The organism is Thioclava sp. JE_KL1, from assembly GCF_009296265.1.
Lineage (GTDB): Bacteria > Pseudomonadota > Alphaproteobacteria > Rhodobacterales > Rhodobacteraceae > Thioclava.
Genome location: NZ_WBJS01000013.1, coordinates 1 through 25,445, shown reverse-complemented (window position 1 = coordinate 25,445; position 25,445 = coordinate 1). Strand labels below are relative to the sequence as shown.

Genomic DNA, 25,445 nt, shown 5'->3' with positions numbered 1-25,445 from the left:
CTGGGCGCCCAATCCCCGCACTTCTCGGCAGGGTTCCCTCGGATCGATCAATGTTTCATGCGTGCGCCGGGTTCCGCCGATTTGTGAAAAAGCAAATCGTACGCGACGGAATGAGGGGACTTGGCAGCGAGAAGATTTTCGCTCAATCTGCCGTTCAGGGCTGAAGGCGATGGCGTCGCCGGCGCAGCTTGCGCCCGCCCTGTCTCACCCATCCTGCACGCCGGGATCTTGCTTTGTCGCAGCGCGCGACGGGGGAAGATCGTCCCTCGGCGCGCTGTGGCCTCTGATAAGGAAGAGTGCCGATGGACCGTCCTGCTTTTTACCGCTTTCACCAAGGCGAGCGCATCCTGCCCTTCGCCGCCACCGAATACGACGCACGGCTCGCGGGTCTGCGCGCGGCGATGACCGAGGCGGGCGTCGAGGCCTGTCTGTTCACCTCGATGCATAACATCGCCTATTACTCGGGCTTTCTGTATTGCGCCTTCGGGCGGCCCTATGCGCTGGTCGTGACACCGACCGACAGCGTGACAATCTCGGCGGGGATCGATGCCGCGCAGCCGTGGCGGCGCTGCCATGGCGACAACATCACCTATACCGACTGGGCGCGGAACAATTACTGGCGCGCGATCGCTTCGGTGACGGGCAAACGCCGCGTGCTGGGCGTCGAATCCGATCACCTGACGCTGGCGCAGGCGGCGCTCCTGCAGGATTTCCTCGAGCCCTCGCAGACGCATGACATCGCCCCGGCGACGATGCGGCAACGGATGCACAAATCCCCCGCCGAGATCGCGTTGATCCGGCAAGGCGCGGCCGTCGCGGATGTGGGCGGCTATGCGATCCGCGAGGCGATCCGCGAAGGCGTGCGCGAGATCGACGTTGCGATGGCGGGCCGCGACGCGATGGAGCTGGAGATCGCCAAGCGGTTCCCCGAGGCCGAGTATCGCGACACCTGGGTCTGGTTCCAGTCGGGCATCAACACCGACGGCGCTCATAACCCGGTGACGGGGCGCGTGTTGCAGCGTGGTGATATCCTGTCGCTGAACACCTTCCCCATGATTTCAGGCTATTATACAGCGCTGGAGCGGACGCTCTTCGTGGGCGAGCTCGACGACTCCTCGCGCGCGATCTGGGAGGCGAATGTCGCCGCTCATGAATACGGGATAAGCTTGCTCAAGCCGGGCGCTAGTTGTGCCGAGGTGACCGAGAAGATCAACGCCTTCTTCGCCGAGCGCGACCTGCTGCAATACCGAACCTTCGGCTATGGCCACAGCTTCGGGGTGCTGTCGCATTACTACGGGCGCGAAGCGGGGCTGGAGCTGCGCGAGGATATCGACACGGTGCTGGAGCCCGGCATGGTGATCTCGATGGAGCCGATGCTGACGATCCCCGAGGGCCAGCCCGGCGCAGGCGGCTACCGCGAGCACGACATCCTCGTGATCACCGAAGACGGCGGCGAAGACATCACCGGCTATCCCTACGGGCCGGGCTTCAACGTGGTCGGCTGATGTGACCCGAACACGCGGGCGGCCCGCCTGCCCGCGTGACTACGAGACTGCGCGGACATGACCGAAAAGAGATCACGCGCGGCCTGCGCAAAGCGGGTATTATTGGCGAATACTGGGGGATTGTGGCGGAGCGGAAGTCCGCCATTATCTAAAGTCATGGCATGATCTAGTGAATTGTTTTTGCACGACAAACCGGGATTTCCAGAGCCTATGATCAGCCCTCCAGCCAATTTTAGGTTCACATCTAGGTTCACATTCTGGATCACATTTGCCGCTCGGCGAAATCACCACCGGCGATCTATTCGAGCTGCGCAGCAAGCTCATGGAGCGCGTCTTAACCAAGGAAATCGCCGCCGATACCGCCAACAAGTCTATGACCTATCTGAATGCCATGTGGGTCGAGGTCGCCCGCGCCAAGGGCATCAAGCTGCAATACGACAAGAGCGGCACGCGGCTGCGATCGACAACAAAGCCGAACACGCGCCCGCCCTTCTCCGACAAATGGATCACGGAGCGCCTGCTCGCCCCCGGCGCTCTCGATGGGCTCAACACCGACGCCCGCCTGATCCTCCTGGGCATGATCAACACTGGCTACCGGCCAAGCGAAGGGGCCGGGCTCGATGAGAACACGATCGTGCTCGAGGCCAAGACGCCCCATATCATCATCCGCCCCGAACCGTGGCGCGCGCTCAAGAACTTCCATAGCGAGCGCACGATCCCGCTGACCGGCATCAGCCTCGAGGCCTTCTGTGAGGCCAAGCAGGGCTTCCCGCGCTATCGCGAGAACAGTGCCACCCTCTCGGCCACGGTCAATAAGTTCCTCGAGGAGAATGGCCTTCTCGAGACGCCCAAGCACGTCATGTATTCGCTCAGGCACTCATTTGAGGATCGGATGCTGCGCGCCGGGATCGATGAGCGGATCAGGCGCGACATGATGGGGCACTCCCTCGATCGCGAGCGCTATTGCGACGGCGGCGGGATCGACTTTATCGCCACCCTGCTAACTCAGATTACGATTTAAAAGCTGCCTACAATTTGCAGCCCGTACTGATCGAAAAGACAACTCAACGACACGCGGCGCTCGAATAGCGTCAATTTTTGTGAACGAGTAACTTTCTCCAGTCCTGTCAATGAAAGTGAGTGATCCGGAAGCGGTCCTTGTAAGACGGATTGTGACTGGGTGACTCATCCGACGAGCGCTTTTACAAGCGCAGCGCCCCCTTCACTTAACTTCGAGCGGCGCATGCCCTCGGGCAGAGAGTTATGGGGCGGCGCGGCGATCATGGCCGACGACCTTTGCCAAGCACACTCTCGCTTGCAGCCCAGAGCTGCCTATCAGGCACCTCCAAGCCAGCGGCCACTTCGCGCCCCTTAGTCGGTCGTTCGCCGCCGCTACCGGAGGTGTCCAATTATGCCAGGGGAGAACGGCAGTCGATCAGTCCTCGTCATCGCCTCGATCGTCAGCGGGCCGATCCTCATGCCAATAAATGTAGTTAAATAGTGCATCGAGTTCGGTGAAATCGCGAAGGCCGAGCGCCTTGCGCACGGCGTCCGCGTGATCGCAATAAAGTTGATACTTGTCGGGGCTCACGCTTCCCTTCAATGGGTGAAGCGGAAATTCATCGTAGCCAGCGAGACGCAGGCCCGCGACCGCATTTTGATTCATTACCGCAAAACGTGTGTTGTCCAGCGTGTGCAAAATCTCAGTAAGGAGATTGATCCCAGCACCTTTGATGTCTGCAAACGCCGCATGGAGAGTGGCGAACGCATCACGCGGCGACAAATCAGCGTGATCGATGATTGATGCCACCGCGCGGACAAAATCCTCGCGCTTGTCAGTAATGCGCGTCTTTGCGCGGTCGAGGCCGCCCGAATGGAATGACCCGATCAGATGCTCATATTCGGTCAGGAAGCCATGCGCTGTTTTCCCCTTCCACGCCGCGATGGAACGAAGCTGTGTCGGCGCAACCGCAAGATTGTCCCGCCTGACTTTCATCTGAGCATTGAACGGCGATGATGCCTCACCTTCCTGCATCATTCGCAGGAAGGCGGCCAGGACATCGAGTGACGCTTCGCCGGAATCAACAGCGCGCGTGGCGCGACGCCTTGCAAAACGCGCCCATGCAGCGTTGATCGCATGATCCTTTGCATAACCATCAATCAGCGACTTCGTCGCCAGCAGAATCTCATAATTGTCGATCAAGTCATTGAAGTGACCGGTGATCTTTTCCATCATCGCGCCGCTCTCATCATCGATCAGAACCGACGCTTCATAATTTTCGAGCAGTCCGCCTTGCGTGAAGTTCGCCGATCCGACAGCGATCTTGCATCCATCGCCGGACTCGAATGCATAAATTTTCGGATGAAACGTACTCTGGGAATTACTGAGGTATAATTCGAGGTTGTGCTTCTTGCTCAACCCGAAGAGGGCACGAAGTAGCGCAGGATCAGTGTGATAAAAATTCAGGCCGATTGCGAGCCGCGCCGCCATACCTTTAGACAACGCCTTTTTCAGTGGCGCTTTCATTTCCTTCCAGCCTGACATTTTTGCGAATGCGACCATGCATTCGAAACGCCGCGCATTCTTGAACAGCGCTCCAATGTCCGTTCGGTGGTCCGTGCTGTCGTCATTGAGCAGAAGTTGGATTGATTGCGTGTGCGCCATGCTTCCCCCGTGAATTCAGTTGAAGATTTAATGTCTTGGCGCAAAAAAAGAAATAAGGCCGTGGCAATATCCACGGCCCGTCATCCACCTGTCACTGGCGAGCCTTTCAACCAAGGCACCAGCGATCAGGGGCGAGGCGCGACACGTGACCGGTATTCGCGTTAACCGGACCTTCCTGGCGCTGCCTAATAATGGCGATAGTTGGTCGGCAGCCGACCCGACGTGAGCGTCAGCTATCCTCGCAACCCGACTACAGACCGGACATTCGCCTACCGGCCCCGAAGCGGCCATTCATCCCTATCGCGGCGAAAGTCGGGTCACCGCCCTTTGTCCGCGAGGTTAGAAGAGAGCCGAAAGCGATAGTTGAGTGACTGTCCGGCGGGCGAGCGGCACTTGCGTATGTGCGAGCTTCGATGCTATCAGCCGCCCCAAGTCCTCTCGAGCAGCGCCAGCCAGTTACCATGTGCAAGCCTCTCGATCAGCGGCGCATCATAGCCATGGGCACGCATCGCCTCGATCAGGCGCGGGAGCCCTGCCACATCACCGAGATCGGGCGGAATAGCCACTCCGTCGAAATCCGAACCGAGCCCGACCCGGCTCTCGCCCAATGTCTCAATCAGGTGATCGAGGTGACGAAGCATCGGGTCGAACCCGGCGAAAGGTTCTCCCCTGCCGTCCTGGCGCAGAAATCCCAGCCCGTAGTTGAGCCCGACAAGGCCGTCGCTCTCTCGGATCATCGAAAGCTGTCGGTCCGTGAGATTGCGCGGCGAAGGACAGAGCGCATGCGCGTTGGAATGGGTGGCGACCAAGGGCGCATCGGAAAGCGCCGCGACGTCGTCAAAGCCTTTCTCGTTCAGGTGGCTGAGGTCGATCATTATCTTCAGCTGATTGCATTCCGCCACCAGCCGTTTGCCTGCCGCGGTCAGCCCGTTCCCGGTATCGGGCGAGGACGGATAAGCAAAGGGCACACCGTTGCCGAAAGCCGTCGGGCGTGACCAGACTGGTCCGAGTGAGCGTAGCCCCATCGCGTGCCAGACATGCAGCAGATCAAGATCGGACCCGATCGCCTCGGCACCTTCGAAGTGCAAGATCGCGGCAATCTTGTTTGCGGCCATCGCGTTGCGGATATCCGCGACAGAGTGACAGATTTTCAGATTCCCCTCACGCTCCATCCACATAAGGTGGCCGACCATCTTCATCGCGACGGGCAGTGCGTCCTCGAGCGGAATTTCCTCCGGCAAGGGCAGCGAAAAGGGCGGATTTCGCATGATCGCGTCCAAATCGGGATCGTCATGGGTGACCGGCGACGGAATGTAGACCGCGAAGAACCCGCCAGCGAAACCACCCGCACGCATTCGCGGCAGGTCGAGATGGCCCTCTCCGGTATCGCTTAGCCAAGTTGTCTCGCGGGCTTCCGGGGTGCGCAGCAGGCGCAGAAGGAAGTCGTTATGGCCGTCGAAAACCGGAACCGGGGCGCTCATATGATCTCATCCTCTTTCATTTAGTCTGCGAACGCATTCAGAAGTTCGCGGGTGTGATCGGTTGCGGCACGGAGACTGCAAAGATCGGCACGTGGAGGCCCCCTTGATGAGCCTATCGGGCGTAGCAGGCCAGTTCAGTATTCATAAGGAGGCGTAAGCAATTTGAATCGCTGTAAAAAACTCTGACTCACGCTTCGCGATCCGGGTCGCACCTCAAGCATCTTGTCGCGAAAGCTCTTCATCCGGCGCACTTAACACGGGTATGATCATTCTCAGAGCTACAAGTTTGTGAGAGTAAGTTCGAACGTTTTTCGGCACTTCGGTAATCGGCCCCTACCGGACATTCTAGGCAGACGTCAGCGCCGCAGCGCGGCTTCACCAAACCGGACGTTCGTGCATCGCGCAGCATTTCATCAGACTGAAGGACCGGTGTGCGGACCTTCCGGCCGTTCGCCGCACGCGCTCAATCTATGCTGCGCCTGCACGGTCACCTGGGAGGAAGGGCGGAAAGAAGCCATTCGCTGCGTCTTGGACGAACGGCAGCGATGGGCAAACGAGAGACCCTACGCCGAGAACTCACGGGCGATTCAAACGAACACGAAAACGACGCGCCATTGGCGCGAACAAATCCGATTCAAGCGCTTCCGACTATGGGCTCAGGTCACATCCTATGCTCAGGATGCATCACCAGAACAGGGCAGTCGCGGCGAGCGCTATAGCGGAGAGGAACACCTTCGGACATCTATCTTAGCGGATCACTACGGTGAGATCATGATCGGCACTGGATCGAGAGAACGGTCGAACCCGGTCCTCAAACCTACCGAACATGATCTCGACCCGGTTTCGGCGTTTGTAGCACCGCTTGTCATATTTTCCGGCGACCTTGCGCGACTTGAGGTCCGCAATGCAGCCCCCGCCCCTTTCGCTCCGCGAAGCTTCACGAAACCAGTCGGCGTCATAGCGTCGATCCGGGGACAGGCGAACCAGAAGAGCTGCCGCGCCGGTGTCGTCAATGATTTGGGCGGTGAACATGAAGAACCGGATCCAGCAACCACTTGTGTAGGCCGATTGGCAGAGCAATGCTAACAAACAACCCGGTCAGCAGGGACAACAAGCAGCTTGATTTCCACCAAATCCTGTCCAACGACTTGGGAGTAGCGAACCTCAAAAAAAATGGCTGAAGTTGCGCGATCTGTTCGTCGGTCAGCCAGAAGAGATTTCTCATCGTCCCGTCTTAGTCGGGGAGGCCGGAAACATGCCGCCAACGGCGGCGCAGGCCACTTAATGAGCCCCGAGCCTAAGAAGAGCGCAGGGATGCTCGCCATATGAACTAACGAGCTGACACTCCGCGCATGAACAGGCGCAATGCCCTTTTCTCGACCATGGGCATCACCGCCATGCGTCCGAAGGACCTCTCCTCCGCCCGTAATCTTTGCCAGCCCAGAAAGAACCTGCCAAACATCATTGGCGATTAAGGGATCGACATCTGAGCGGTCCGGCAACAAGCCACGCGGGTCTATTCAGGGCGCTTAGGCGCTACAGAGCAAATGCACTTCCTTATTGGAGGGAAATGCCTCACCCAATCTAAAACGAGTATTGAACGACACACATGTTCGACCTCGCCAGGCCCGGCGTTGACAGCATCCTCGCGATCGGTGGCCGCGCTTGCGAGTGCGAGATCCAGGTCAAGGCTCACCGTGCCAAACCCGATCACCTCGGACTGGAACGACGACGCTCGACCCTCGTCGTTTTCGAGATATGTCGGTGAGAGCAACTGATACAGTGACCGCAAAACCGCATCGGCTTGCATCAGTAAATTGATGTTTTCGCACCTGACTGCCGTCTTTATCGGGCACCCTCGAGCGAGCGCCCCCGCGCCGCCCACCGCATCCCGCGCCGGATGATCTCGGTCACCTGATCGACCCGCAGATCGTCGAGCGTGTGGCCAATCGAGCAATAGAAGATGCATCCCTTGTCCCAACGCCGCTTCCAGACGACCGGGATCACCGTGCCTTCGATCCACCACAGGTGATCGCCGGAGAAGGTCGTGGTCGCGAGAACCTCGTTCGACGGATCGGTAAGCATATAATATTGCTCGGACTTCAGACGGAAACTGCGGATGCCTTTTACGATCGGATCAGCGGGGCGACAGATCGTGACGTCGTAATCGACGTAATCGTCCGAGGGCACGAGGTTGTCGGGCCAGCCCGGCGGGTGCGCCACGAACTGGCCGCCGATCAGGAAGTGATAGGTGGGACGGTCGCGGAACGCATCGCCCATATGGCCGTGCCAACCGGCCAAGCCGCAGCCGTCGGCAACCAGTTTCAGAAGCCCGTCTTCCTCGGCCTTGGTCATGTTTCCGAATTCAGGCTGGTGTGCGGAGCGGGCCGAGGACCAGATCGGCACGATCAGGTCGCAATCGGCCATCTTTTCGGGCTCTGCGAGCGGGGCGAGCGTGTCATACACGACCACTTCGAATCCGTCGGCCTCCAGAAGGTCGCGGCACCAGTCGGCAAAATCGGTCGGCGCGTGGCCTTCCCAGCCACCAACGAAGAGAACAGCTTTCATGATTTATCCTTTCGCGTAAAATCGACCATCGAGGCCATGTCGCGCGCGCCTCGGCCCGCCGTCTCGGCAGCGCGCAGACGCTCCAGCACGACATCGCCCTGCGGCAGCCCGACGCCAAGCTGCGCGGCCAGCGCCTGCGTGACCTCCATATCCTTGCGCGCAAGCGCCACGGTGAAACTGACGGGATGGGCCGCCTCGTCGAGATAGAGCGGCTTGCGGTAGCTCAGCATCGGCGCGGCGGCGGCCGAGGCTTCGATCGCGGCAAAGGCCGTGCTTGTGTCGATGCCTGCTGCGTCGGTTAGGCTCAGCGCCTCGGCCAGGGTCTGGTTGAGGCTGTGGATCAGCATGTTCACCGCGAGCTTCATCACCGCGCCGTCGCCCACATTGCCCAGACAGATCAGCGTCTTGCCCATCGCATCGAGCGCGGGGCGCAGTGGCGCTGCCTGCTCTTCGGAGCAGCCCGCCATGATCATCAGGCTCGCGCCCTCTGCCGCCGCGGTGGAGCCGGAGACCGGCGCGTCGATCACCTGCCAGCCCGCAGGCGCCTTGCCCGCAAGATCGGCGATGTGATCGGGGCTCAACGTGCCCATCTCCAGAAGCGTCAGCGGGCCGGAAGCGGCGAAGAGACCGTCCTCACCAAGATGCACGGCAGAAGATGCCGCATCATCGGCCAGCATCGTGACGACGACCTCCGCCCCCTCGGCCAAGGCACGCGGCGTGGCGGCTACCCCTGCCCCGGTTTCGAGCGCAAAGGCCTCGGCACGCTCGGGCGAGCGGTTCCAGACACTCACCTGATGCCCCGCGGCGATCAGGTTGCGCGCCATCGGGGCGCCCATGCGCCCTAAACCTGCAAAACCGATCCGCATCACGCCACCTGTTCTTGCTCGATCCCCGAAATCGCGGCGACGAGGCTGTCCTCCGTCACCTCCTCGGCGGTGAAGCGGCGGATCACCCGACCATGATACATCGCGAGGATGCGGTCCGAGACATGCAGCACTTCGGGCATTTCCGACGAAATCACGATCACCGCGTAACCCGAGCGCGCGAGTTCGCGGATCAGGTCGTGAATCTCGGATTTCGAGCCCACGTCGATGCCGCGCGTCGGCTCGTCCACGATCAGGATGCGCGGATGCATCGCCAGCCACTTCCCGATCACGATCTTCTGCTGGTTGCCGCCAGAGAGGTTGCCGACCGCCTGCCGCCAGCTGGGCGTCTTGATCTTCAGCGTGTCGCGATACTGGTCGAAGATCGCGATCTCCGCCCCGTCCGAGACGAAGGGCCCCGAGGTCAGATCGCCGACCTGCGGCAGGGTGATGTTGTCGCGGCAGTTCATGCCGAGCACCAGCCCCTGTTCCTTGCGGCTTTCGGGCACCAGCGAGATACCCTTCGCGATCGCATCGGCGGGCGAGTGGATCGCGGTTTCCTTGCCGTCGATCTCGATCGTGCCGGCGGTGGGACGGCGCAGGCCGAACAGCGTCTCGGCAATCTCGGTGCGCCCGGCGCCGACAAGACCGTAGAAGCCCAGCACCTCGCCCTCGCGCAGCTCGAAGCTGACGTCCTGAAACAGCTTACCGCAGCTTAGCCCCTCGACCTTCAGGGCGACCTCACCGGTCTTCACCTCGGCATGCTGACGGCGCGACAGGTCGAGCGAGCGCCCGATCATCAGTTGAATCACCTCGTCCTCGGTGGTGTCGCCCGCAACCAGCGTGCCGCGATAGCCACCGTCGCGCAGCACCGAGATCCTGTCGGCCAGCGTGAAGATCTCGTCCATCCGGTGCGAAATGTAGACGATGCCCACGCCGCGCGCTTTCAGGTCGTTGATGATCTCGAACAGCACCACCTTCTCGGCATCGGTCAGCGAGGCGGTCGGTTCGTCGAAAATCACGACCTTCGCATCCACCGTCAGCGCGCGGGCGATCTCGACCATCTGCTGGTTGGCGATGGAGAGTGCGCCGACCCGGTCCTTCGGGCCGAAGCCGCAATTGAGCCGTTTGAGGATTTCCTCCGACTTGGCGAAGAGCGTCTTCCAGTCGACCCGGCCAAGGCTCCGGCGGGGCAGTTCGCCAAGGTAGATGTTCTCGGCGACCGTCATCTCCTCGGCCAGCGACAGCTCCTGGTGGATCAGCACCACGCCGCGTCGTTTCGCCTCGAGGGGTGTGCGCATCGTGACCGGGGTGCCCTCGATCTCGATCGTGCCCTCGTCGGGCTGATACATCCCGGCGAGCACCTTCATCAGGGTCGACTTGCCCGCGCCGTTCTCGCCCAGAAGCGCGTGGACCTCGCCCGCGCGGACGTCGAATGTCACGTCGTCGAGCGCGCGCACACCGGGGAAGGTCTTGACGATTCCCTTGAGTTGCAGCGCGGGGATTTTGGTTGCAGCAACGTCGCTCATACCCGAAGCTCCTCTTTGCCCTTGCGGTTCAGCTGCTTGTCGAGAAGCAGCACGGCGATCAGGATCGTCCCGAGGATCACCAGCACGTAGAAAGCGGGCACCTGCATCAGGTTCATCCCGTTGCGCAGGATGCCGATCGCGAGAACCCCGCCCAGCGTGCCAAGGATCGTCCCTGCCCCGCCATTAAGCTTGGTGCCGCCAAGAACGACCGAGGTGATCACCCAAAGCTCGTAATTGGTGCCGAGGTTCGGGGTCGCAGCGCCCATCTGGCTCGATAGCGTCACCCCCGCGAGCGCCGCGAAGAAGCCCACGATCATGAAGTTGATCAGCATATGCGGCCCGACCCGGATCCCGGCATTCACCGCAGCCGAGCGGTTACCGCCCACCGCATAGGTATTCCGGCCATGAACCGTCCTCGCGAGCAGGAAATACACCGCCGCCGTGCAAACGAGGAACAACACCGCCAATGTCGGCAACGGGCCCATGTTGCTCGAGCCGAAGTCCGAGAAGGCGAAATTCATCGCGAAGAAGGACTGCTCCTTGGTGTAGACGAAGACGAGGCCACGCACGCCGAGCATCGCGCCCAGCGTGACGATGAAGGCATCGACCCCCGTCTTCCAGACGATGAAGCCATTGAGCGCGCCAAGCGCCGTTCCTGCAATCAGCGCCGCGATCACGCCTGGCGCAATCGCCCAGTTGCCCCAGTCCGCAAACATCTCCCAGCCCTGGATATCGACGCAGAGGCTGGCCGCGAGCGCCACGACCGCACCGACGCTCAGGTCGATATTGCCGTTGATCATCACCAGCGTCATGCCGAGCGCGATCAACCCGATGGTCGAGGTCTGCACGAGGATGTTCTGGAAGTTCTGCAGCGCGAAGAAGTAGGGGTTCGCGAAGCTGAAGAACACGAAGATCAGAACGATGAAGCCCCAGATCGGGTTGGCAGCGAGCCAACGCACGGGCGATTTGATAACGGTATCCGCCATTGTCTCCTCCTCAGGCGATCGGGGAAAGCAGCCGGCCACGCTTGGCCGCGATGTCGAGCCAGACGGCGAGGATGATCACCACCCAGGTCACCAGCCACTGCACGTAATATTCGAAGCCCATCAGCAGCAGGCCGTTCTGGATGAAGCCGAGGATCAGCACGCCGATCACCGTCTTCCAGATCGTGCCCGCACCGCCCAGCAGCGAGGTCCCGCCAAGGATCACCCCGGCCAGCACCTGCAGCTCGTAGCCTTGGCCGACATTGTTCTGCGAGCCCATGACCCGGCTGCCGAGGATGATCGCGGCAATTGCGACACCGGAGGCCGAGATCAGATAGGTCAGGAACACCACGCGGGAGCGCCGCACGCCGGAGAACACCGCCGCCGTCGCATTGCCGCCCGTGGCGTAGATGCGTCGCCCGAAGGGCGTATAGGCCATCATCAGGTGCAACAAGATCGCGCCGACCGCGAAGATCACGATGGGCGTCGGAATATCCGCGATGGTGCCACGCCCGAAAATCTTGAACCAGGTCTGGTCCTGATTGACGATATCGACGTTCTTGCCGCCCGAATAGATCAGCGTAAGCCCCTGAATCGCCGAAAGCATCCCGAGCGTCACGATCAGGGAATTGAGCCGTGCGACACCGACCAGAAGGCCGTTCACCGCCCCCAGTGCCAATGTTGCCACAAGCATCACGCCAATGGCCGGGGCCGGGCCGATCTTGTCATGCAGATCGACCACCAGAACCGTCGAGAAGGACAGCATCGAACCCACGGACAGATCGAGATTGCCTCCGATCACCACCACCGTCACGCCGAGCGCCATCACCCCGATGATCGCGGATGAACGCATCACAGAGAGGATGTTCTCAGGCGACAGGAACCGGTCCGAAAAGATCGAAAACCCGATCAGGAACAGCGCGAAGGCCACCAGAATGCCCTGTCGCGCCAGAACGCTCGCGATCGTTTTCCACCTGTCTCGGTTCATTCCACCCCCCCTGATGTCACGCGCCACGCGCGCAGTTTGCTGGCCGCGCGAGGCGACCGGCTTCTCCACATGAAAATTCGCCATTTTCTCCTCCCGTCGGGCAGCCTCCTCGCTGCCGCTGACGGCGGGTCAGACCAAGGTCATCCCACCGTCGATCATCACGATCTGTCCCGTCATGTAGTCGCTATCGGGCGAGGCGAGGAACGTTGTCGTTCCGGTGATGTCGACGGGGCGCGCCACGCGTCCGCGCAGGATGCCAGAGGCGAATTCCTCCATCGCCTGCCCCGGCATCTTCGCCGCACCGATTTCCATCAGGTCGCGATCGACCTCTTCCCACATCTCGGTCGCCACCACGCCCGGAGCAAAACCTGTCACCGTAATATCGTGCTTCGCGAGATCGCGCGCACCCGATTGCGTGAGCGAGACAACCGCCCATTTCGAGGCACAATAGGGCGCGACATTGTCGAAGCCCTGACGGCTCGCGATCGAGGCGGTGTTGACGATCTTGCCGCCTCCACCCTGCGCGATCATCTGCCGGGCCGCTTCCTGCATCCCGATCAACGTGCCGAGCGCATTGATATCCATGATGAAATGCCAGTTTTCCTCGGTCACATCGAGGAAGTTCATCGGCCGGTTCACCCCGGCATTGTTGAACACCACGTCAACTCGGCCAAACTGTTCAGCCACCTGTTCCATCATCGCGCGCACCTGATCGCGCTTGGTCACATCGACCTGCGCCGACATCGCCCGGCCGCCTGCGGCCTCTGCCCGCGCCGCGTTCTCCGCGGCAAGTTCAGCGACCCGTTCGCCGTTGAGATCGGCGAAACAGACATCCGCCCCCTCTTCCAACAGCGCCTCGGCAATTGCGCGTCCAATTCCGCGCGCAGCGCCCGTCACGAGACAGACCCGTCCAGATACGCGTCCCATTAAAATCTCCATTTTGCCTGCAATAAGTTGGGCATGGGCCGGCCCGTCGCCTGCGCCCATGCCCGCGGGGAGGAGAGATCAGAAGGCGGGCTTCTCGAACTGGTCCATGTTCTTCTCGGTGATCTGGGGCGTCTTGAAGTAGTTCATCTTCGGAACGTCCTTGCCCTGGATCACGTCGATCGCGGTCTGAAGCGCGTTTTTCGCATCGTCGATCGGCGACTGGTAGACCGAGCCGTAATACTCGCCCTTCTTCATCGCCTCGTAGCCGACCGCGAAGTTGGTGGCGCCGACGAACTTGATGTCCTTGGCACGGCCCGCAGCCTTGGCGGCGTTGAGCGCACCGACGCCCATGTTGTCGTCGGCCGCATAGACGCCGTCGATCTGCGGATATTTCACGAGGAAATCTTCCATGACGCGCTGCGACTTCTCGCGGTTCCAGTCACCCGGCTGGGTGTCCATGATCTTCACGTCCGGGCAGGCTTTGGCCAGCTCGTCCTCGAAGCCCTTCTGGCGTTCGATCGCGGTGGTGTAGCCCGGCTTGCCCGAGATCTGCACGATGTCGCCCTTGCCGTTGAGGCCGGTGCACATCATGTCCGCTGCTTCCTTGCCCTGCTCGATATTGTTCGGGCCCGAGAAGGCCGCGATGAAGGGCATGCCCTGCTCGGCGATGTTGGAGTTGGTGATGATGACGGGGATGCCCGCGTCATGCGCCTTCTTGACCGCGGGGACCACGGCCTTGCCGTTGGTCGGCCAGACGATGATCGCCTGCACGTTCTGCTGCACGAGATCCTGGATCTGCGCGATCTGGCGCGCCACGTCGCCACCCGCATCGAGCACGACCGCATCGACGTCGGGATTGGCCGCGGCCGCTTCCTTGAACGCCTTCTCGTAGGTGGTCTGATAGCTGTCCACCCCGACGTTGTTCTGCGTGATGCCGATCTTCATCTGTTCGGCCCATGCACCGCCAGCGAACGCGAGCGTCGCGACTGCGGTGGTTCCGGCGACGAGCGCCTTCATCGATCTTTTCATTGTTATCCTCCCATGAAGTTTCAGTCCGGCCGGTGAGACTGTGGCAGTCGCCCCCTCCTGAGCTCTTGCCATGCAGCCCGAATCCACCGGCGGCACAACCTGATCATTCCGACAGCAGCCCCCGCTTTCGCCCGCCAACTTATCCATTTCGGATATTGAGTCATCCATAATGGATATTTTCGTTAAGGTGAACGATCCTCGATTTGGACATCTTTCGGAGGGCCCTATGGCGAAGCAACCAAAACCACAGCTCGGACCAGAACGCGTGACCAAATTCGATCCGCAAAATATCCAACATGGACATATCGGCGCTCCGGCGTCGAGCGCGTCCGTCGTTCAGGATAAGGACACCGCGCTGTCGATGATTGATCTGCTCGAGTCGCTGGCCGAGGAGATCGATTCCACGCTCTCGCTTTCCGCGCCGAACCCTTATTTCGCGATGGCTACCCATCTGGTGCGCTGCCATCTGGAGGGAAAGATCGTCACGCCCTCGTCGCTCGTCGCCGCCTCGGGCGTGCCCTATGCGACCGCGATGCGCAAACTGTCGGACATGGTCGATGCCGGGATGATCGAACAGCGCCCGCGCACCCGCTCGGGCAAGACGGTTTCGCTTCATGCCAGCACACAACTGCTGACGAACTGGGGGCAGCTGTCGGACCGCGTCGGTCGCCTGGCGCGCCGTCATCTCGCCGAATCCGACGGGGGCGAGCGCGACTACTACTTCGGCGGCACCTATCTCGCCGGGCATTCGATCGCCCCGCCCTCGGTGCTACCCGAGCCGATCTCGGTGTCGGGCGGCCTGCGCGTTCTGGTCCATGGCGACCCGACCTTCATGGTGATGGAGAACCTAAAACGCCAGTTCGAACATATCGTGGGCACCTCGATCTCGCAGCGGGCCTTCTCGATCGACCGGCTACACGAAGAGACTCTGCGCAACGCGGCCCGCAAGACCAGCCATTACGACATCATCGCCGTCGACCTGCCCTGGATCGGAGAATTCGCGAAAAAGGGTCTTCTGATGCCGCTCGACGAGGTGATGGACATCTCACGCCTCGATCCGAGCGATTTTCACACCGCGGGCTGGCGTGGCGCGCATTGGGAAGGCCGTCCCTATGGCGTGCCCAGCCAGACCACGCCGGAGCTGCTGTTCTACCGCAAGGACCTCTTCGCCGAAGCCGGGCTGACGCCGCCGACCACGTCCGATCTCGTGCTCGAGGCCGCGCGCCATTTCCACGACCCCGCGCATGGCCGCTACGGCATCGCCTGGAACGCCGCGCGCGGCACCGCGCTGGGGCACACCTTCATCATGGCGATGGCCGATTTCGGCCAGCCGGTCGTCAATCTCGACCCGGTTGCGGGCGGGTTCGACGCCGATCATCTGGACCGCGAAGATTTCGTAGCGCAGTTCGACACTCCCGCGACCGAGGCGGCCGCCGAGTACCTGCTGGAACTGATGAGCGTCTCGCCGCCCGATATCCTGTCGATGTCGTGGTACGAACGCGTGCGCCCCTATGCGGCGGGTAAGGTCGCGATGGCCTATGGCTACACGCTGCTCGCGCCGTATTTCGAACTCGACACGAATTCGCCGGCCCATAACACGACCGGCTATCTTCCGCACCCGACGGGGCTTGGTGCCAAGCCTGTCGCCCCGGTGGGCGGCTATGTGCTCGCGATCCCCGCCAACCTGCCCGAGGAGCGGCGCGCCGCCGCCGCCGAGGCGCTGATCGCCTTCACATCGCCCGCGGCGCAGAAGCTTTACGTGCTCAACGGCAGCCGGACGGTGCCGCGCTACTCGGTCGGCGCCGATCCTCAAGTACAGCATCTGTCGCCGATCTTCGAAGCGGTGGATGCGATGTCCTGGCGCGACGAGCTGCAATTCTGGCCGCGCCCGCCGCTGCCGCGCATCTGCGAGTTGATCGAAATTTGCGGACAGGAAATCCACGACATGCTGCGCGGGGTCATTCCCCCGCGCAAGGCACTCGGAAAGATCCAGCAACGCGCTGACCGGGTGCTGAGAACACCATCAAGTTAGGGAGGAATAACATGGACCCCGAGCGATTGAAGGGAAAGAACATCCTGATTACCGGCGCAGGCCAGGGGATGGGCGCGTGCAACGCCGAATATTTCGCGCAGCAAGGCGCGAATGTCTGCCTGGGCGATATCGACCTCGACGCAGCGCAGGAGACCGCCGACCGGATCAACAAGGGCGGCAACGGCAAAGCGATCGCGGTGCGCATGGATGTCACCAAGCGCGAAGACAACGCGGCGGCGGTTGGCGCCACCGTGGATGCCTTCGGGATGATCAATGTGGGTCTTTTCAATGCGGGCCTGAACAAGCCCCGGTTCTTCATGGATATCGATGAGGACAACTGGGATCACATCATGACGGTCAACACCAAGGGGATGTGGCTCGGCATGCAGGAAACCGCGAAGCAGATGATCGCGCAGGGCAAGCAGGACTATCCCTACAAGCTGATCAACGTGGGCTCCGTCGCGTCGCGTAAGCCGCTGGTCGACGTGACCGTGTACTGCACCTCGAAATATGGCTGCCTCGCGCTGACCCATTGCGGCGCGATCGCGCTGGCGGAGCATGGCATCACCGTGAACGGCTATGCACCCGGCGTGGTGAAGACCCCGCTTTGGGAACAGCTCGACAAGGATCTCGTCGAGATCGGCTTCAAGGAGCGCGAAGGTCAGGCTTTCGACGATCTGGCCGAAATTCTCGCGCTCAAGAAGGTCTCCTACCCGGATGACATCAAGGGCACGGCCGCGTTCCTCGTCAGTCCCGACAGCGACTACATGACCGGGCAGATGCTCCATATCGACGGCGGCTGGGTGATCCAGTGACCCCCCGCTGAGGCGGGACCGCCCCCCGACCCTCTTACGCATTTTCAACCAAACAGGCGCGCCGTCACGGCTGCGCCGGGAGACCCATCATGAACACGACCGCCCTCAACCCGCGCATTCTGCAACCCGGCGACATCGACCCGAACTGGCGTTGGGACAAGCACATCCCCGCCTGGGGCCACACTGCCGTGGATTTCGAACGCCGCGTCGATCACGACCGTCTGCGTCGCTATCGTCTGAGCCGCACCAAGGACGCGCTGAAGAAATCGGGCTGCGGCTCGCTTCTGCTCTTCGACGTGAACAACATCCGCTACATCTCCGGCACCAAGATCGGCGAGTGGGAGCGCGACAAGATGTGCCGGTTCTGCCTGCTCGCGGGCGATGATGAGCCCTATGTCTGGGACTTCGGCTCGGCTGCCGTGCACCACCGCGAATATTGCGATTGGCTCGACCCCGAACGGATGCTGGCAGGCGTCGTCGGCATGCGCGGCACGATCCCGCCCTCCTTCGGGCTGATGAAGAAATACGCCGAGGAAATCGCCTCGCTGATCAAGAAGGCTGGGATGGCCGACATGCCGGTTGGCGTGGACTATGCCGAAACGGCGATGTTCTTCGCGCTAAAAGAAGCCGGGTTGAACGTCGTGGACGGCCAGCAGGTCATGCTCGGTGCCCGCGAGATCAAGAATATCGACGAGATCCAGCTGCTCAACCAGGCGGCCGCGATGGTCGACGGCGTTTACCACATGATCCACGAAGAGCTGCGGCCGGGCATCCGCGAGAACGATATCGTCGCGATGTCCAACAAACTCCTCTACGAGATGGGGTCGGACGACGTGGAGGCGATCAACGCGATCTCGGGCGAGCGCTGCAATCCGCACCCGCATAACTTCACCGACCGCCTGTTCCGGCCCGGCGATCAGGCCTTCTTCGACATCCTGCAAAGCTATCAGGGCTATCGCACCTGCTATTACCGGACGTTCAATATCGGCCGCGCGACGCCCTCGCAGAACGACGCCTATATCCGGTGCCGCGAATGGCTCGACAATGCGATCGCCCTGATCAAGCCGGGCGTAACCACCGATGTCGTCGCGAAGGCTTTCCCGAAATGCGAGGAATTCGGCTTCCCCGACGAGCTGTCGGCCTTCGGCCTGCAATTCGGCCACGGTCTGGGTCTGGCGCTGCACGAACGGCCGATCATCAGCCGGGCGGTCTCGCTCGACAATCCGATGGAGATCCAGACCGGCATGGTCTTCGCGCTCGAGACCTATTGCCCGGCCTCGGACGGCTATTCGGCGGCACGGATCGAGGAGGAGGTCGTGGTGACCGACAAGGGCTGCACCGTGATCAGCCTCTTCCCGGCCGAGGACCTGCCGATCGCGGCCCGCTACTGACCGGCTCCCGGGCCCGCGCCATCCCGCGCGGACCCGGACCTTACGCAAAACGCCTACGCCAAAGGGGGGAGCGCGCCATGGCCAAAGCCACCAAGCGCAAGACAAATACCGAAGACTACCTGCGCATGTACCGCCAGATGGTGCGCATCCGCAGTTTCGAGGACAACGCCAACCAGCTCTACCTGTCCGCCAAGATGCCGGGGCTGACCCACATGTATTCCGGCGAGGAGGCCGTGGCTGTGGGCATCTGCGAGGCACTGACCGACGACGACAAAATCACGTCGACACACCGCGGCCACGGCCATTGCGTCGCCAAGGGAGCCGAGTTCAAGCAGATGTTCTGCGAGCTTCTGGGCAAGGTCGAGGGCTATTGCCGTGGCAAGGGCGGCTCGATGCATATCGCCGACCAAAGCCACGGTAACCTCGGCGCCAACGCCATCGTCGGCGGCTCGATGGGGATCGCCACGGGGGCCGCGCTCTCGGCCCGGCGGCTCGGGCGCGACGACGTCACCGTCTGCTTCTTCGGCGACGGCGCGACCGCGCAGGGCCTGTGGTACGAGGTGATGAACATGGCCGCACTCTGGAAGCTGCCGGTCATCTACGCCTGCGAGAACAACGGTTACTCCGAATACACCAAGACCGACGAAATCGCCGCAGGTTCGCTGACCGCGCGCGCCGAGGCCTTCGGGATCGAAAGTTTTGAGGTCGACGGTCAGGACGTGCTGGCGGTGAACGAGCTGGCGCAGCGACTGGTCGCCCGTGCCCGCAAGGGCGAGGGCCCGTTCTTCATCGAACTCAAAACCTACCGCTATCACGGCCACCATGTCGGCGACATCAACCGCGACTACTACCGTTCCAAGGACGAAGAGACGATCTGGAAGGAGCAGCGCGACCCGATCATCAATTTCGGCAAATGGCTGGTCGGTGAGGGCGTCGCGAGCGACGCGGAACTCGAGGAGATCCGCGAGGCGGTGAAGAAAGACGCCGCCGACGCCGTCGAATATGCGCTTGCCGCCGACTACCCCGACGTGGGCGAGGTCGACATGCATGTCTACGCCCCCAACGACGCCGCCTGAGGAGGAAATCATGCGCGAGATCACCCTGTCCAAGGCCGTCAACGAGGCCATCGCGGAAGAAATGCGCCGCGATCCCACGATCTTCCTGATCGGCGAGGACGTGGCCGAAGCCGGCACCCCCTTCAAGGTCCTCTCCGGGCTCGTCGAGGAATTCGGCACCGAGCGGATCATCGACACTCCCATCTCCGAGCCCGGTTTCATGGGGCTGGCGGTGGGTGCCGCGATGACCGGATCGCGGCCCATCGTCGACCTGATGTTCGGGGACTTCCTGTTCCTCGTGATGGATCAGCTCTGCAATCAGGCGGCCAAGACCCATTACATGTCGGGCGGCAAGCTGAGCGTGCCGCTCGTGCTGCGCACGAACCTCGGCGCGACCCGACGCTCGGCGGCGCAGCACAGCCAGTCGCTGCATGCGCTGGTCGCTCATATCCCGGGGCTGAAGGTCGCCCTGCCCTCTTCGGCCTACGAGGCCAAGGGGCTGATGAAGACCGCGATCCGCGACAACAGTCCGGTCGTCATTTTCGAAGACAAGCTGATGTATAACGACAAGGCCCCGGTGCCCGAGGAGGAGTATTACATCCCCTTCGGCGAGGCCAACGTGCTGCGCGAAGGCAAGGACATCACGCTGGTCGCGACCTCGTCGATGGTGCAGGTGGCGCAAGCCGCCGCCGAAACGCTGGCCACCGAGGGCATCTCCGCCGAGGTGATCGACCCGCGCACCATCGTGCCGCTGGATGAGAAAACCATCCTCGACAGCGTACGCAAGACCAGCCGCGCCATCGTCATCGACGAGGGCCATCAGAGCTACGGTATCACCGGCGAGATCGCCGCACGCATCTCCGAGAAGGCCTTCTACCATCTTGACGCGCCGGTGCTGCGGATGGGCGCGATGGATGTGCCCGTGCCGTTTTCGCCCGCGCTCGAGGATCTGACCGTGCCCACGGCCGAGGGCGTGGCGCAAGCGGCCCGCCGGCTGGTCCGGCAGGAGGTGAGCGATGCCGCATGAGGTCATCATGCCCGCGCTCGGCATGGCCCAGCAATCGGGCCAGCTGGTCGCCTGGTTGAAAGCGCCGGGCGATGCCGTGAAGGCGGGCGACCCTCTGATGGAGGTCGAAACCGACAAAGCCACGATGGAGGTCGAGGCGCAGGCCGACGGTTTCCTCGGTGGGCTGCGTGCGATGGCGGGCGATGACGTGCCGGTTGGCGCGGTGGTCGCCGTGATCGCGGAAAGCAAGGAAGCCGCGGAGGCCGAAGCTGGCGGGGATGTCGCGCAAGACGCCCCGGCCCCCGAAGCCACGCCCGAAACCGCCACCGAGGCCGCGACCGACGATGCGCTCCCCGAAGGCGCGGAGGTCATCATGCCCGCGCTCGGTATGGCGCAGGAGACCGGTCAGATCACGACTTGGCTGAAGGAGCCGGGCGAGGCGGTTGGTGCCGACGACATCCTTTTCGAGGTAGAAACCGACAAGAGCGCGGTAGAAGTGCCCGCCGGTGCCTCGGGTTATCTCGCCGCGATCCTCGCCGAACCCGGCGAGGAAGTGCCGGTCGGCGCTCCGATCGCGATCATCTCGACAGAGGCGCCCGCAAACCCGGTCCGCCGCAGCCATGCGCAGAAACCGGCCGCGCCCGAGCCTGCCAAGGCAGAAGCCCCGGTTACGAAACCCACGCCGGAGAAGGAGGCTGCGCCGAAGCCAGAACCGGCCAAGCCGTCTGCGAAACCCGCGGCAGCACCCGCGCCCGGCGGCCGCATCCTTGCCTCACCAAAGGCGAAACGGCTGGCTCGCGAACAAGGGCTCGACCTTGCACGACTGGCCGAGGCCGGGATCGCGCAGCCCTATCACGTCTCGGATCTCGAGACGCTGCGCACCCTGCCCGCCCCGCAAGCCGCGGCGACTACGGCTCCGACCGCGCAGGCTTTGCATCTGAGTGCCGAGGTCTCGGCGGAAGGCTTCGCCGCCTTCTGCGACTGGATCGCGGCGGAGACGGGCGAGCCCCCCGACCCGGGCGCGCTGCTCGTCGGCCTCGCGGCAGGCGCGGCGCTGTCCGGCCCGGTCGCGGTGTCGCGCCACGGGCGCAGCCGCTGCTTCGCCGACCCGGGCCGTCACCCGCTGGGCCAGGCCCCCGAGGCGGAGGAAGATGCCACACCTGCGCTGCTGATCCGCGATCTGCGCGGAAGCGCGTTGCAGCGGATCTCGCTCGGCGCGGAGGCGCAGCCGGTGCTCACGCTCACGGGCTCCGATCCGCTGACCCTCACGCTCGAGGCCGATCCCGGCCAACTCGCGCCCGATGCGGCGCTCGACCTGATAACCGGATTTGCCGCGCGGCTGGACAAGCCGCTGCGCCATCTCCTCTGATACAAGGAACCGGACCGACATGGACCAGACCGATCTCTATATCGACGGCGCGTGGCGCCCGGGCGCGAAGGGCACCCGCTTCGATGTGATCAACCCCGCGACCGAGGAGGTGCTCGCCTCCGTCGCCTCCGCTGAGATCGAAGACGCGGATGCCGCTCTCGATGCCGCGCAGAAAGCCTTCGTCGACTGGGCCGCACGCACGCCCCGCGAACGCTCGGAAATTCTGCGCAAGGCGTTCGAGCTGATGACCGAACGGCTCGATCACTTCGCGCATCTCATCACGCTGGAGAACGGCAAGGCCGGGACCGATGCGATGGGCGAGGCCCGCTACGCCGCCGAATTCTTCCGCTGGTTCGCCGAGGAAGCTGTGCGCGCAGACGGCATGATCACCCGCGCGCCCGCGTCCGGCGCGCGGATCGTGGTGCAGCACAAACCGGCGGGCATCGCGGTGCTGGTGACGCCGTGGAACTACCCCGCCGCGATGGGCACCCGCAAGATCGCGCCCGCGCTCGCCGCTGGCTGCCCTGTCATCATCAAACCCGCCTCCGAGACGCCGCTGACGATGCTCGCGCTGATGCCGCTGCTGGAAGAGGCAGGCGTGCCCAAGGGCCTCGTGAACGTGCTGCCGTCGGAGAACTCCGCAGAGATCGTAGACCACATGCTGCACGATCCGCGCGTGCGGGTCGTCAGCTTCACCGGCTCCACCGGGGTCGGTCGGAAGCTCTTGCGCTCCGCCGCCGATCAGGTACTGAAACCGGCGATGGAGCTGGGCGGCAACGCGCCGCTGATCGTCTTCGAGGATGCCGATATCGACGTTGCGGTGGAAGGCGCGATGCTGGCCAAGATGCGCAACCTCGGCGAGGCCTGCACCGCCGCGAACCGGTTCTATGTCCACGAGGCGGTGGCCGAGGAGTTCACCGCGAAGATGACCGCGGCGATGGGCGCGCTGAAAGTGGGCAACGGCGTCGAGAAGGGTGTCGATGTCGGCCCGCTGGTGAACGCCAAGACCCGCGACAAGGTGGCGAGCTTCGTGACGGACGCGTTGGAACGCGGCGCGGAGCTGAAACTGGGTGGCAAGGTCCCGAACGGGCCGGGCTATTTCTACCCGCCGACCGTCCTCACCAAGGTCCCGCAGAATGCCGCATGCGTCCATGACGAAATCTTCGGCCCGGTCGCCGCAATCCAGACCTTCACCGACGAGGAGGACGTGATCGCGCGCGCAAATGACACCGAATACGGGCTGGTCGGCTATGTCTTCATGCAGGACATGGCGCGCGGGATGCGCGTCTGCGAGCGACTCGATTACGGGATGGTCGGCCTCAATCGCGGCCTCGTCAGCGACCCCGCAGCGCCTTTCGGGGGCTCCAAGCAATCGGGGCTTGGCCGCGAAGGTGGGCATGAGGGCATGCTCGAATTCATGGAAACGCAATATATTTCGGCCAGTTGGTGAGGAGGAAGCCATGAGCTATGTCGCAAGCCCCTCGGTGCGCAGCTACGCCGCCGAGCGCGGTGTGAACCTCGACCGCCTCGCACAGGAAACCGGACGCGAGACTCTGGCGCGCGAGGATGTGGATGCGAAGGCAGCCGGGGCGACCTCGTCGGCACCAACCGCCTCGCCTGATGCTGCGCGCTACTGGGATGTCGATCATGCGGCTTACGGGCCGGTGACCGAGGAACCGCTGTCGCGCATCGCCCGCGTAGCCGCCGACAACCTGTCCGCAGCCAATGCGTTGATCCCGCAGGTCACGCATCACGACAGCGCCGACATGCGCGCGGTCGAGGCGTTCCGCAAAGGCCTGCGCGACGAGGCGCGCGAGCGTGGCAGGCGCCTGACGGCGCTGGCCTTCCACGTTCGGGTTCTGGCGCGCTGTCTGAGGGAATTTCCCCGCTTCAACGCCTCGCTCGACGCAAGCGGCGAGACGCTGGTGCTGAAGGATTACGTCCATGTCGGGATCGCGGTCGATACGCCGAACGGGCTGATGGTGCCCGTCATCCGCGATGCCGACCGCAAGGGACTGTGGGAGATCGCGGCGGAGATCACCGACCTCTCGCGCAAGGCGCAGGGTCGCAAGCTACGTCCCGAGGAGATGGGCGGGGCGTCGATGACGATCTCCAATCTTGGCGGGATCGGCGGCAGCGCCTTCACCCCGATCGTGAACCCGCCCGAAGTCGCGATCCTCGGCATCACCCGCAGCCAGGTCACGCCAGTCTGGGAGGGCGAATGGGTGCCGGTGCCGCTCTGCCCGCTCGATCTGAGTTATGACCACCGGGTCATCAACGGGGCGGATGCGGCACGTTTCCTGGCGCGCTACGCGACGCTGATGGCGGACCCGCGCCGGATGCTGATCTGAGTGCCGCATCCGTGACGAAATGCGCCGTCACGGACGGTCTCGCCCGTGACGTGGCCCTCGCCGCGTCGGGCAACCGCTCGGCGTGCGCTGAGCGGCGTTAGGTAAGGGCCGAAAGGTCGATGGACTGCGGCGTCAGTCAGCTTTCGCCGTCTCGGCCTCGCGCGCCTTCTCCAGCATGTCCGCAACCACTGGGTTCGGAAATCGGCGCTGCAGGGTCACGGCGTAGAAATCCTCGCCGATATCGAGATCGAAAGGCGCAGTCATGAGCAACCCTTCACGGAGTTCGTCTGCCAGAACGACCGCGGGCGTGATCGCAAGGCCTGCATCCTCCCGGGCCAGAAGGCGGATCATGGCCATGTCGTCGACTTCCGCCGCCACTTGCGGGCGCAGCCCGAGTCGCGTGATCAGACTGTCGAACCCGGTCCGGATCGAACTGTCGGTCGGCAGGATCACAGGCTCCTCGCGCAGCATCTCCTCAAGCGTGGCGTGCCGCAGCCGGTGCGGCGTGCCATGCAAGAGAACCTTCTGTTCTGCGACGCGATGCGCGATGAAGCTCGAGAACACGTCACGGGCGGGCGGCTCGGTCGTCAGAACAACGTCGAGCGCCATCGCCTGCAGCGCCTCGAACAGCACGTTCGCGCTGCCTGACCGCAGCACGATCTCAACATCCTGACGCCCGATGATCGGTGCGAGAAACCCGATCTGAAAGTTGCGCGAAAGCGTCGAGAGCGCCCCAATGCGCACCGCTTGACGCCCCGCCGAAGCCTGCCGCAACGTGGCTTCAAGTTCTTCGCCCGCCTCGAAAATCCGCTCCGAATAGTCGAGCGTGATATGGCCCACCTCAGTCAAAACCAATTGGCGACCGCGGCGCTCGAACAGCTGGTGCCC

General features: G+C 62.9%; 21 protein-coding genes and 1 pseudogene. 10 read left to right on the top strand and 12 right to left on the bottom strand.

Annotated features, from left to right (window positions below):
- Positions 1-302 precede the first annotated feature (302 nt).
- Together F8R15_RS18320 and F8R15_RS18315 are read left to right on the top strand one after the other, a co-directional pair.
- A complete protein-coding gene (locus F8R15_RS18320; RefSeq protein WP_152845546.1) occupies positions 303-1,505 on the top strand; it encodes an aminopeptidase P family protein in 1,203 nt (400 codons plus the stop codon).
- Positions 1,506-1,773: 268 nt separating this feature from the next.
- Positions 1,774-2,526, top strand: coding sequence for a tyrosine-type recombinase/integrase (locus F8R15_RS18315; RefSeq protein ID WP_253732746.1), 753 nt, complete (start codon positions 1,774-1,776; stop codon positions 2,524-2,526).
- 414 nt (positions 2,527-2,940) lie between these two features.
- On the opposite strand, the gene F8R15_RS18310 is transcribed toward F8R15_RS18315, so the two are convergent.
- The 11 genes and pseudogenes from F8R15_RS18310 to F8R15_RS18260 all read right to left on the bottom strand — a co-directional run bounded on the left by F8R15_RS18310 (position 2,941) and on the right by F8R15_RS18260 (position 14,538).
- The gene (locus tag F8R15_RS18310; protein ID WP_152845545.1) at positions 2,941-4,170 is read right to left on the bottom strand and encodes a phospholipase D-like domain-containing protein; all 1,230 of its coding nucleotides are present in this window, start codon (positions 4,168-4,170) and stop codon (positions 2,941-2,943) included.
- A gap of 419 nt (positions 4,171-4,589) precedes the next feature.
- Complete coding sequence (locus F8R15_RS18305) at positions 4,590-5,651, bottom strand: dipeptidase (RefSeq protein ID WP_152845544.1); 1,062 nt, start codon at positions 5,649-5,651, stop codon at positions 4,590-4,592.
- A gap of 684 nt (positions 5,652-6,335) precedes the next feature.
- Positions 6,336-6,695: pseudogene (locus tag F8R15_RS18300) on the bottom strand (hypothetical protein); the annotation flags it as partial.
- Between the two features lie 38 nt (positions 6,696-6,733).
- Positions 6,734-7,153, bottom strand: coding sequence for an abortive infection family protein (locus F8R15_RS22125; protein ID WP_368731095.1), 420 nt, complete (start codon positions 7,151-7,153; stop codon positions 6,734-6,736).
- Between the two features lie 343 nt (positions 7,154-7,496).
- Complete coding sequence (locus F8R15_RS18290; protein ID WP_152845541.1) at positions 7,497-8,219, bottom strand: ThuA domain-containing protein; 723 nt, start codon at positions 8,217-8,219, stop codon at positions 7,497-7,499.
- Complete coding sequence (locus F8R15_RS18285; protein ID WP_152845540.1) at positions 8,216-9,085, bottom strand: NAD(P)-dependent oxidoreductase; 870 nt, start codon at positions 9,083-9,085, stop codon at positions 8,216-8,218. Before F8R15_RS18285 ends, F8R15_RS18290 begins: the two co-directional genes overlap by 4 nt.
- Entirely contained in the window at positions 9,085-10,611 is a 1,527-nt protein-coding gene (locus F8R15_RS18280) for a sugar ABC transporter ATP-binding protein (protein ID WP_152845539.1), read from the bottom strand. The genes F8R15_RS18285 and F8R15_RS18280 overlap by 1 nt, the downstream gene beginning before the upstream one ends.
- Entirely contained in the window at positions 10,608-11,597 is a 990-nt protein-coding gene (locus F8R15_RS18275) for an ABC transporter permease (protein WP_152845538.1), read from the bottom strand. The genes F8R15_RS18280 and F8R15_RS18275 overlap by 4 nt, the downstream gene beginning before the upstream one ends.
- A 10-nt stretch (positions 11,598-11,607) precedes the next feature.
- Positions 11,608-12,582 (bottom strand): ABC transporter permease, encoded by a 975-nt coding sequence (locus tag F8R15_RS18270; protein WP_078540378.1) that lies wholly within the window; start codon positions 12,580-12,582, stop codon positions 11,608-11,610.
- A 129-nt stretch (positions 12,583-12,711) separates the two neighbouring features.
- Positions 12,712-13,509 carry an SDR family NAD(P)-dependent oxidoreductase gene (locus F8R15_RS18265; RefSeq protein ID WP_078540379.1) on the bottom strand — a complete coding sequence of 266 codons (798 nt, stop codon included), beginning with the start codon at positions 13,507-13,509 and terminating at the stop codon, positions 12,712-12,714.
- Positions 13,510-13,587: 78 nt separating this feature from the next.
- The gene (locus F8R15_RS18260; RefSeq protein WP_083077831.1) at positions 13,588-14,538 is read right to left on the bottom strand and encodes a sugar ABC transporter substrate-binding protein; all 951 of its coding nucleotides are present in this window, start codon (positions 14,536-14,538) and stop codon (positions 13,588-13,590) included.
- 226 nt (positions 14,539-14,764) lie between these two features.
- Here F8R15_RS18260 and F8R15_RS18255 point away from each other — a divergent pair, with 226 nt between their 5' ends.
- The 8 genes from F8R15_RS18255 (at position 14,765) to F8R15_RS18220 (ending at position 24,557) form a co-directional block, all read left to right on the top strand.
- Positions 14,765-16,570 carry an ABC transporter substrate-binding protein gene (locus tag F8R15_RS18255; protein ID WP_152845537.1) on the top strand — a complete coding sequence of 602 codons (1,806 nt, stop codon included), beginning with the start codon at positions 14,765-14,767 and terminating at the stop codon, positions 16,568-16,570.
- A gap of 11 nt (positions 16,571-16,581) precedes the next feature.
- Entirely contained in the window at positions 16,582-17,385 is an 804-nt protein-coding gene (locus F8R15_RS18250) for an SDR family NAD(P)-dependent oxidoreductase (protein WP_152845536.1), read from the top strand.
- Between the two features lie 89 nt (positions 17,386-17,474).
- Positions 17,475-18,776, top strand: coding sequence for a Xaa-Pro peptidase family protein (locus F8R15_RS18245; protein ID WP_078539269.1), 1,302 nt, complete (start codon positions 17,475-17,477; stop codon positions 18,774-18,776).
- 77 nt (positions 18,777-18,853) lie between these two features.
- Entirely contained in the window at positions 18,854-19,852 is a 999-nt protein-coding gene (locus F8R15_RS18240; RefSeq protein ID WP_152845535.1) for a thiamine pyrophosphate-dependent dehydrogenase E1 component subunit alpha, read from the top strand.
- Between the two features lie 10 nt (positions 19,853-19,862).
- Positions 19,863-20,858, top strand: a complete 996-nt coding sequence (locus F8R15_RS18235) for an alpha-ketoacid dehydrogenase subunit beta (RefSeq protein ID WP_152845534.1) — start codon at positions 19,863-19,865, stop codon at positions 20,856-20,858.
- Positions 20,848-22,206, top strand: coding sequence for a biotin/lipoyl-containing protein (locus F8R15_RS18230; protein ID WP_152845533.1), 1,359 nt, complete (start codon positions 20,848-20,850; stop codon positions 22,204-22,206). The genes F8R15_RS18235 and F8R15_RS18230 overlap by 11 nt, the downstream gene beginning before the upstream one ends.
- Before the next feature lie 19 nt (positions 22,207-22,225).
- Positions 22,226-23,656, top strand: a complete 1,431-nt coding sequence (locus F8R15_RS18225; protein WP_152845532.1) for an NAD-dependent succinate-semialdehyde dehydrogenase — start codon at positions 22,226-22,228, stop codon at positions 23,654-23,656.
- Between the two features lie 10 nt (positions 23,657-23,666).
- Positions 23,667-24,557, top strand: coding sequence for a 2-oxo acid dehydrogenase subunit E2 (locus F8R15_RS18220; protein ID WP_253732744.1), 891 nt, complete (start codon positions 23,667-23,669; stop codon positions 24,555-24,557).
- Positions 24,558-24,689: 132 nt separating this feature from the next.
- On the opposite strand, the gene F8R15_RS18215 is transcribed toward F8R15_RS18220, so the two are convergent.
- Positions 24,690-25,445, bottom strand: a 756-nt coding sequence (locus F8R15_RS18215; RefSeq protein WP_152845530.1) for a LysR family transcriptional regulator, incomplete at its 5' end; no start/stop codon positions are given.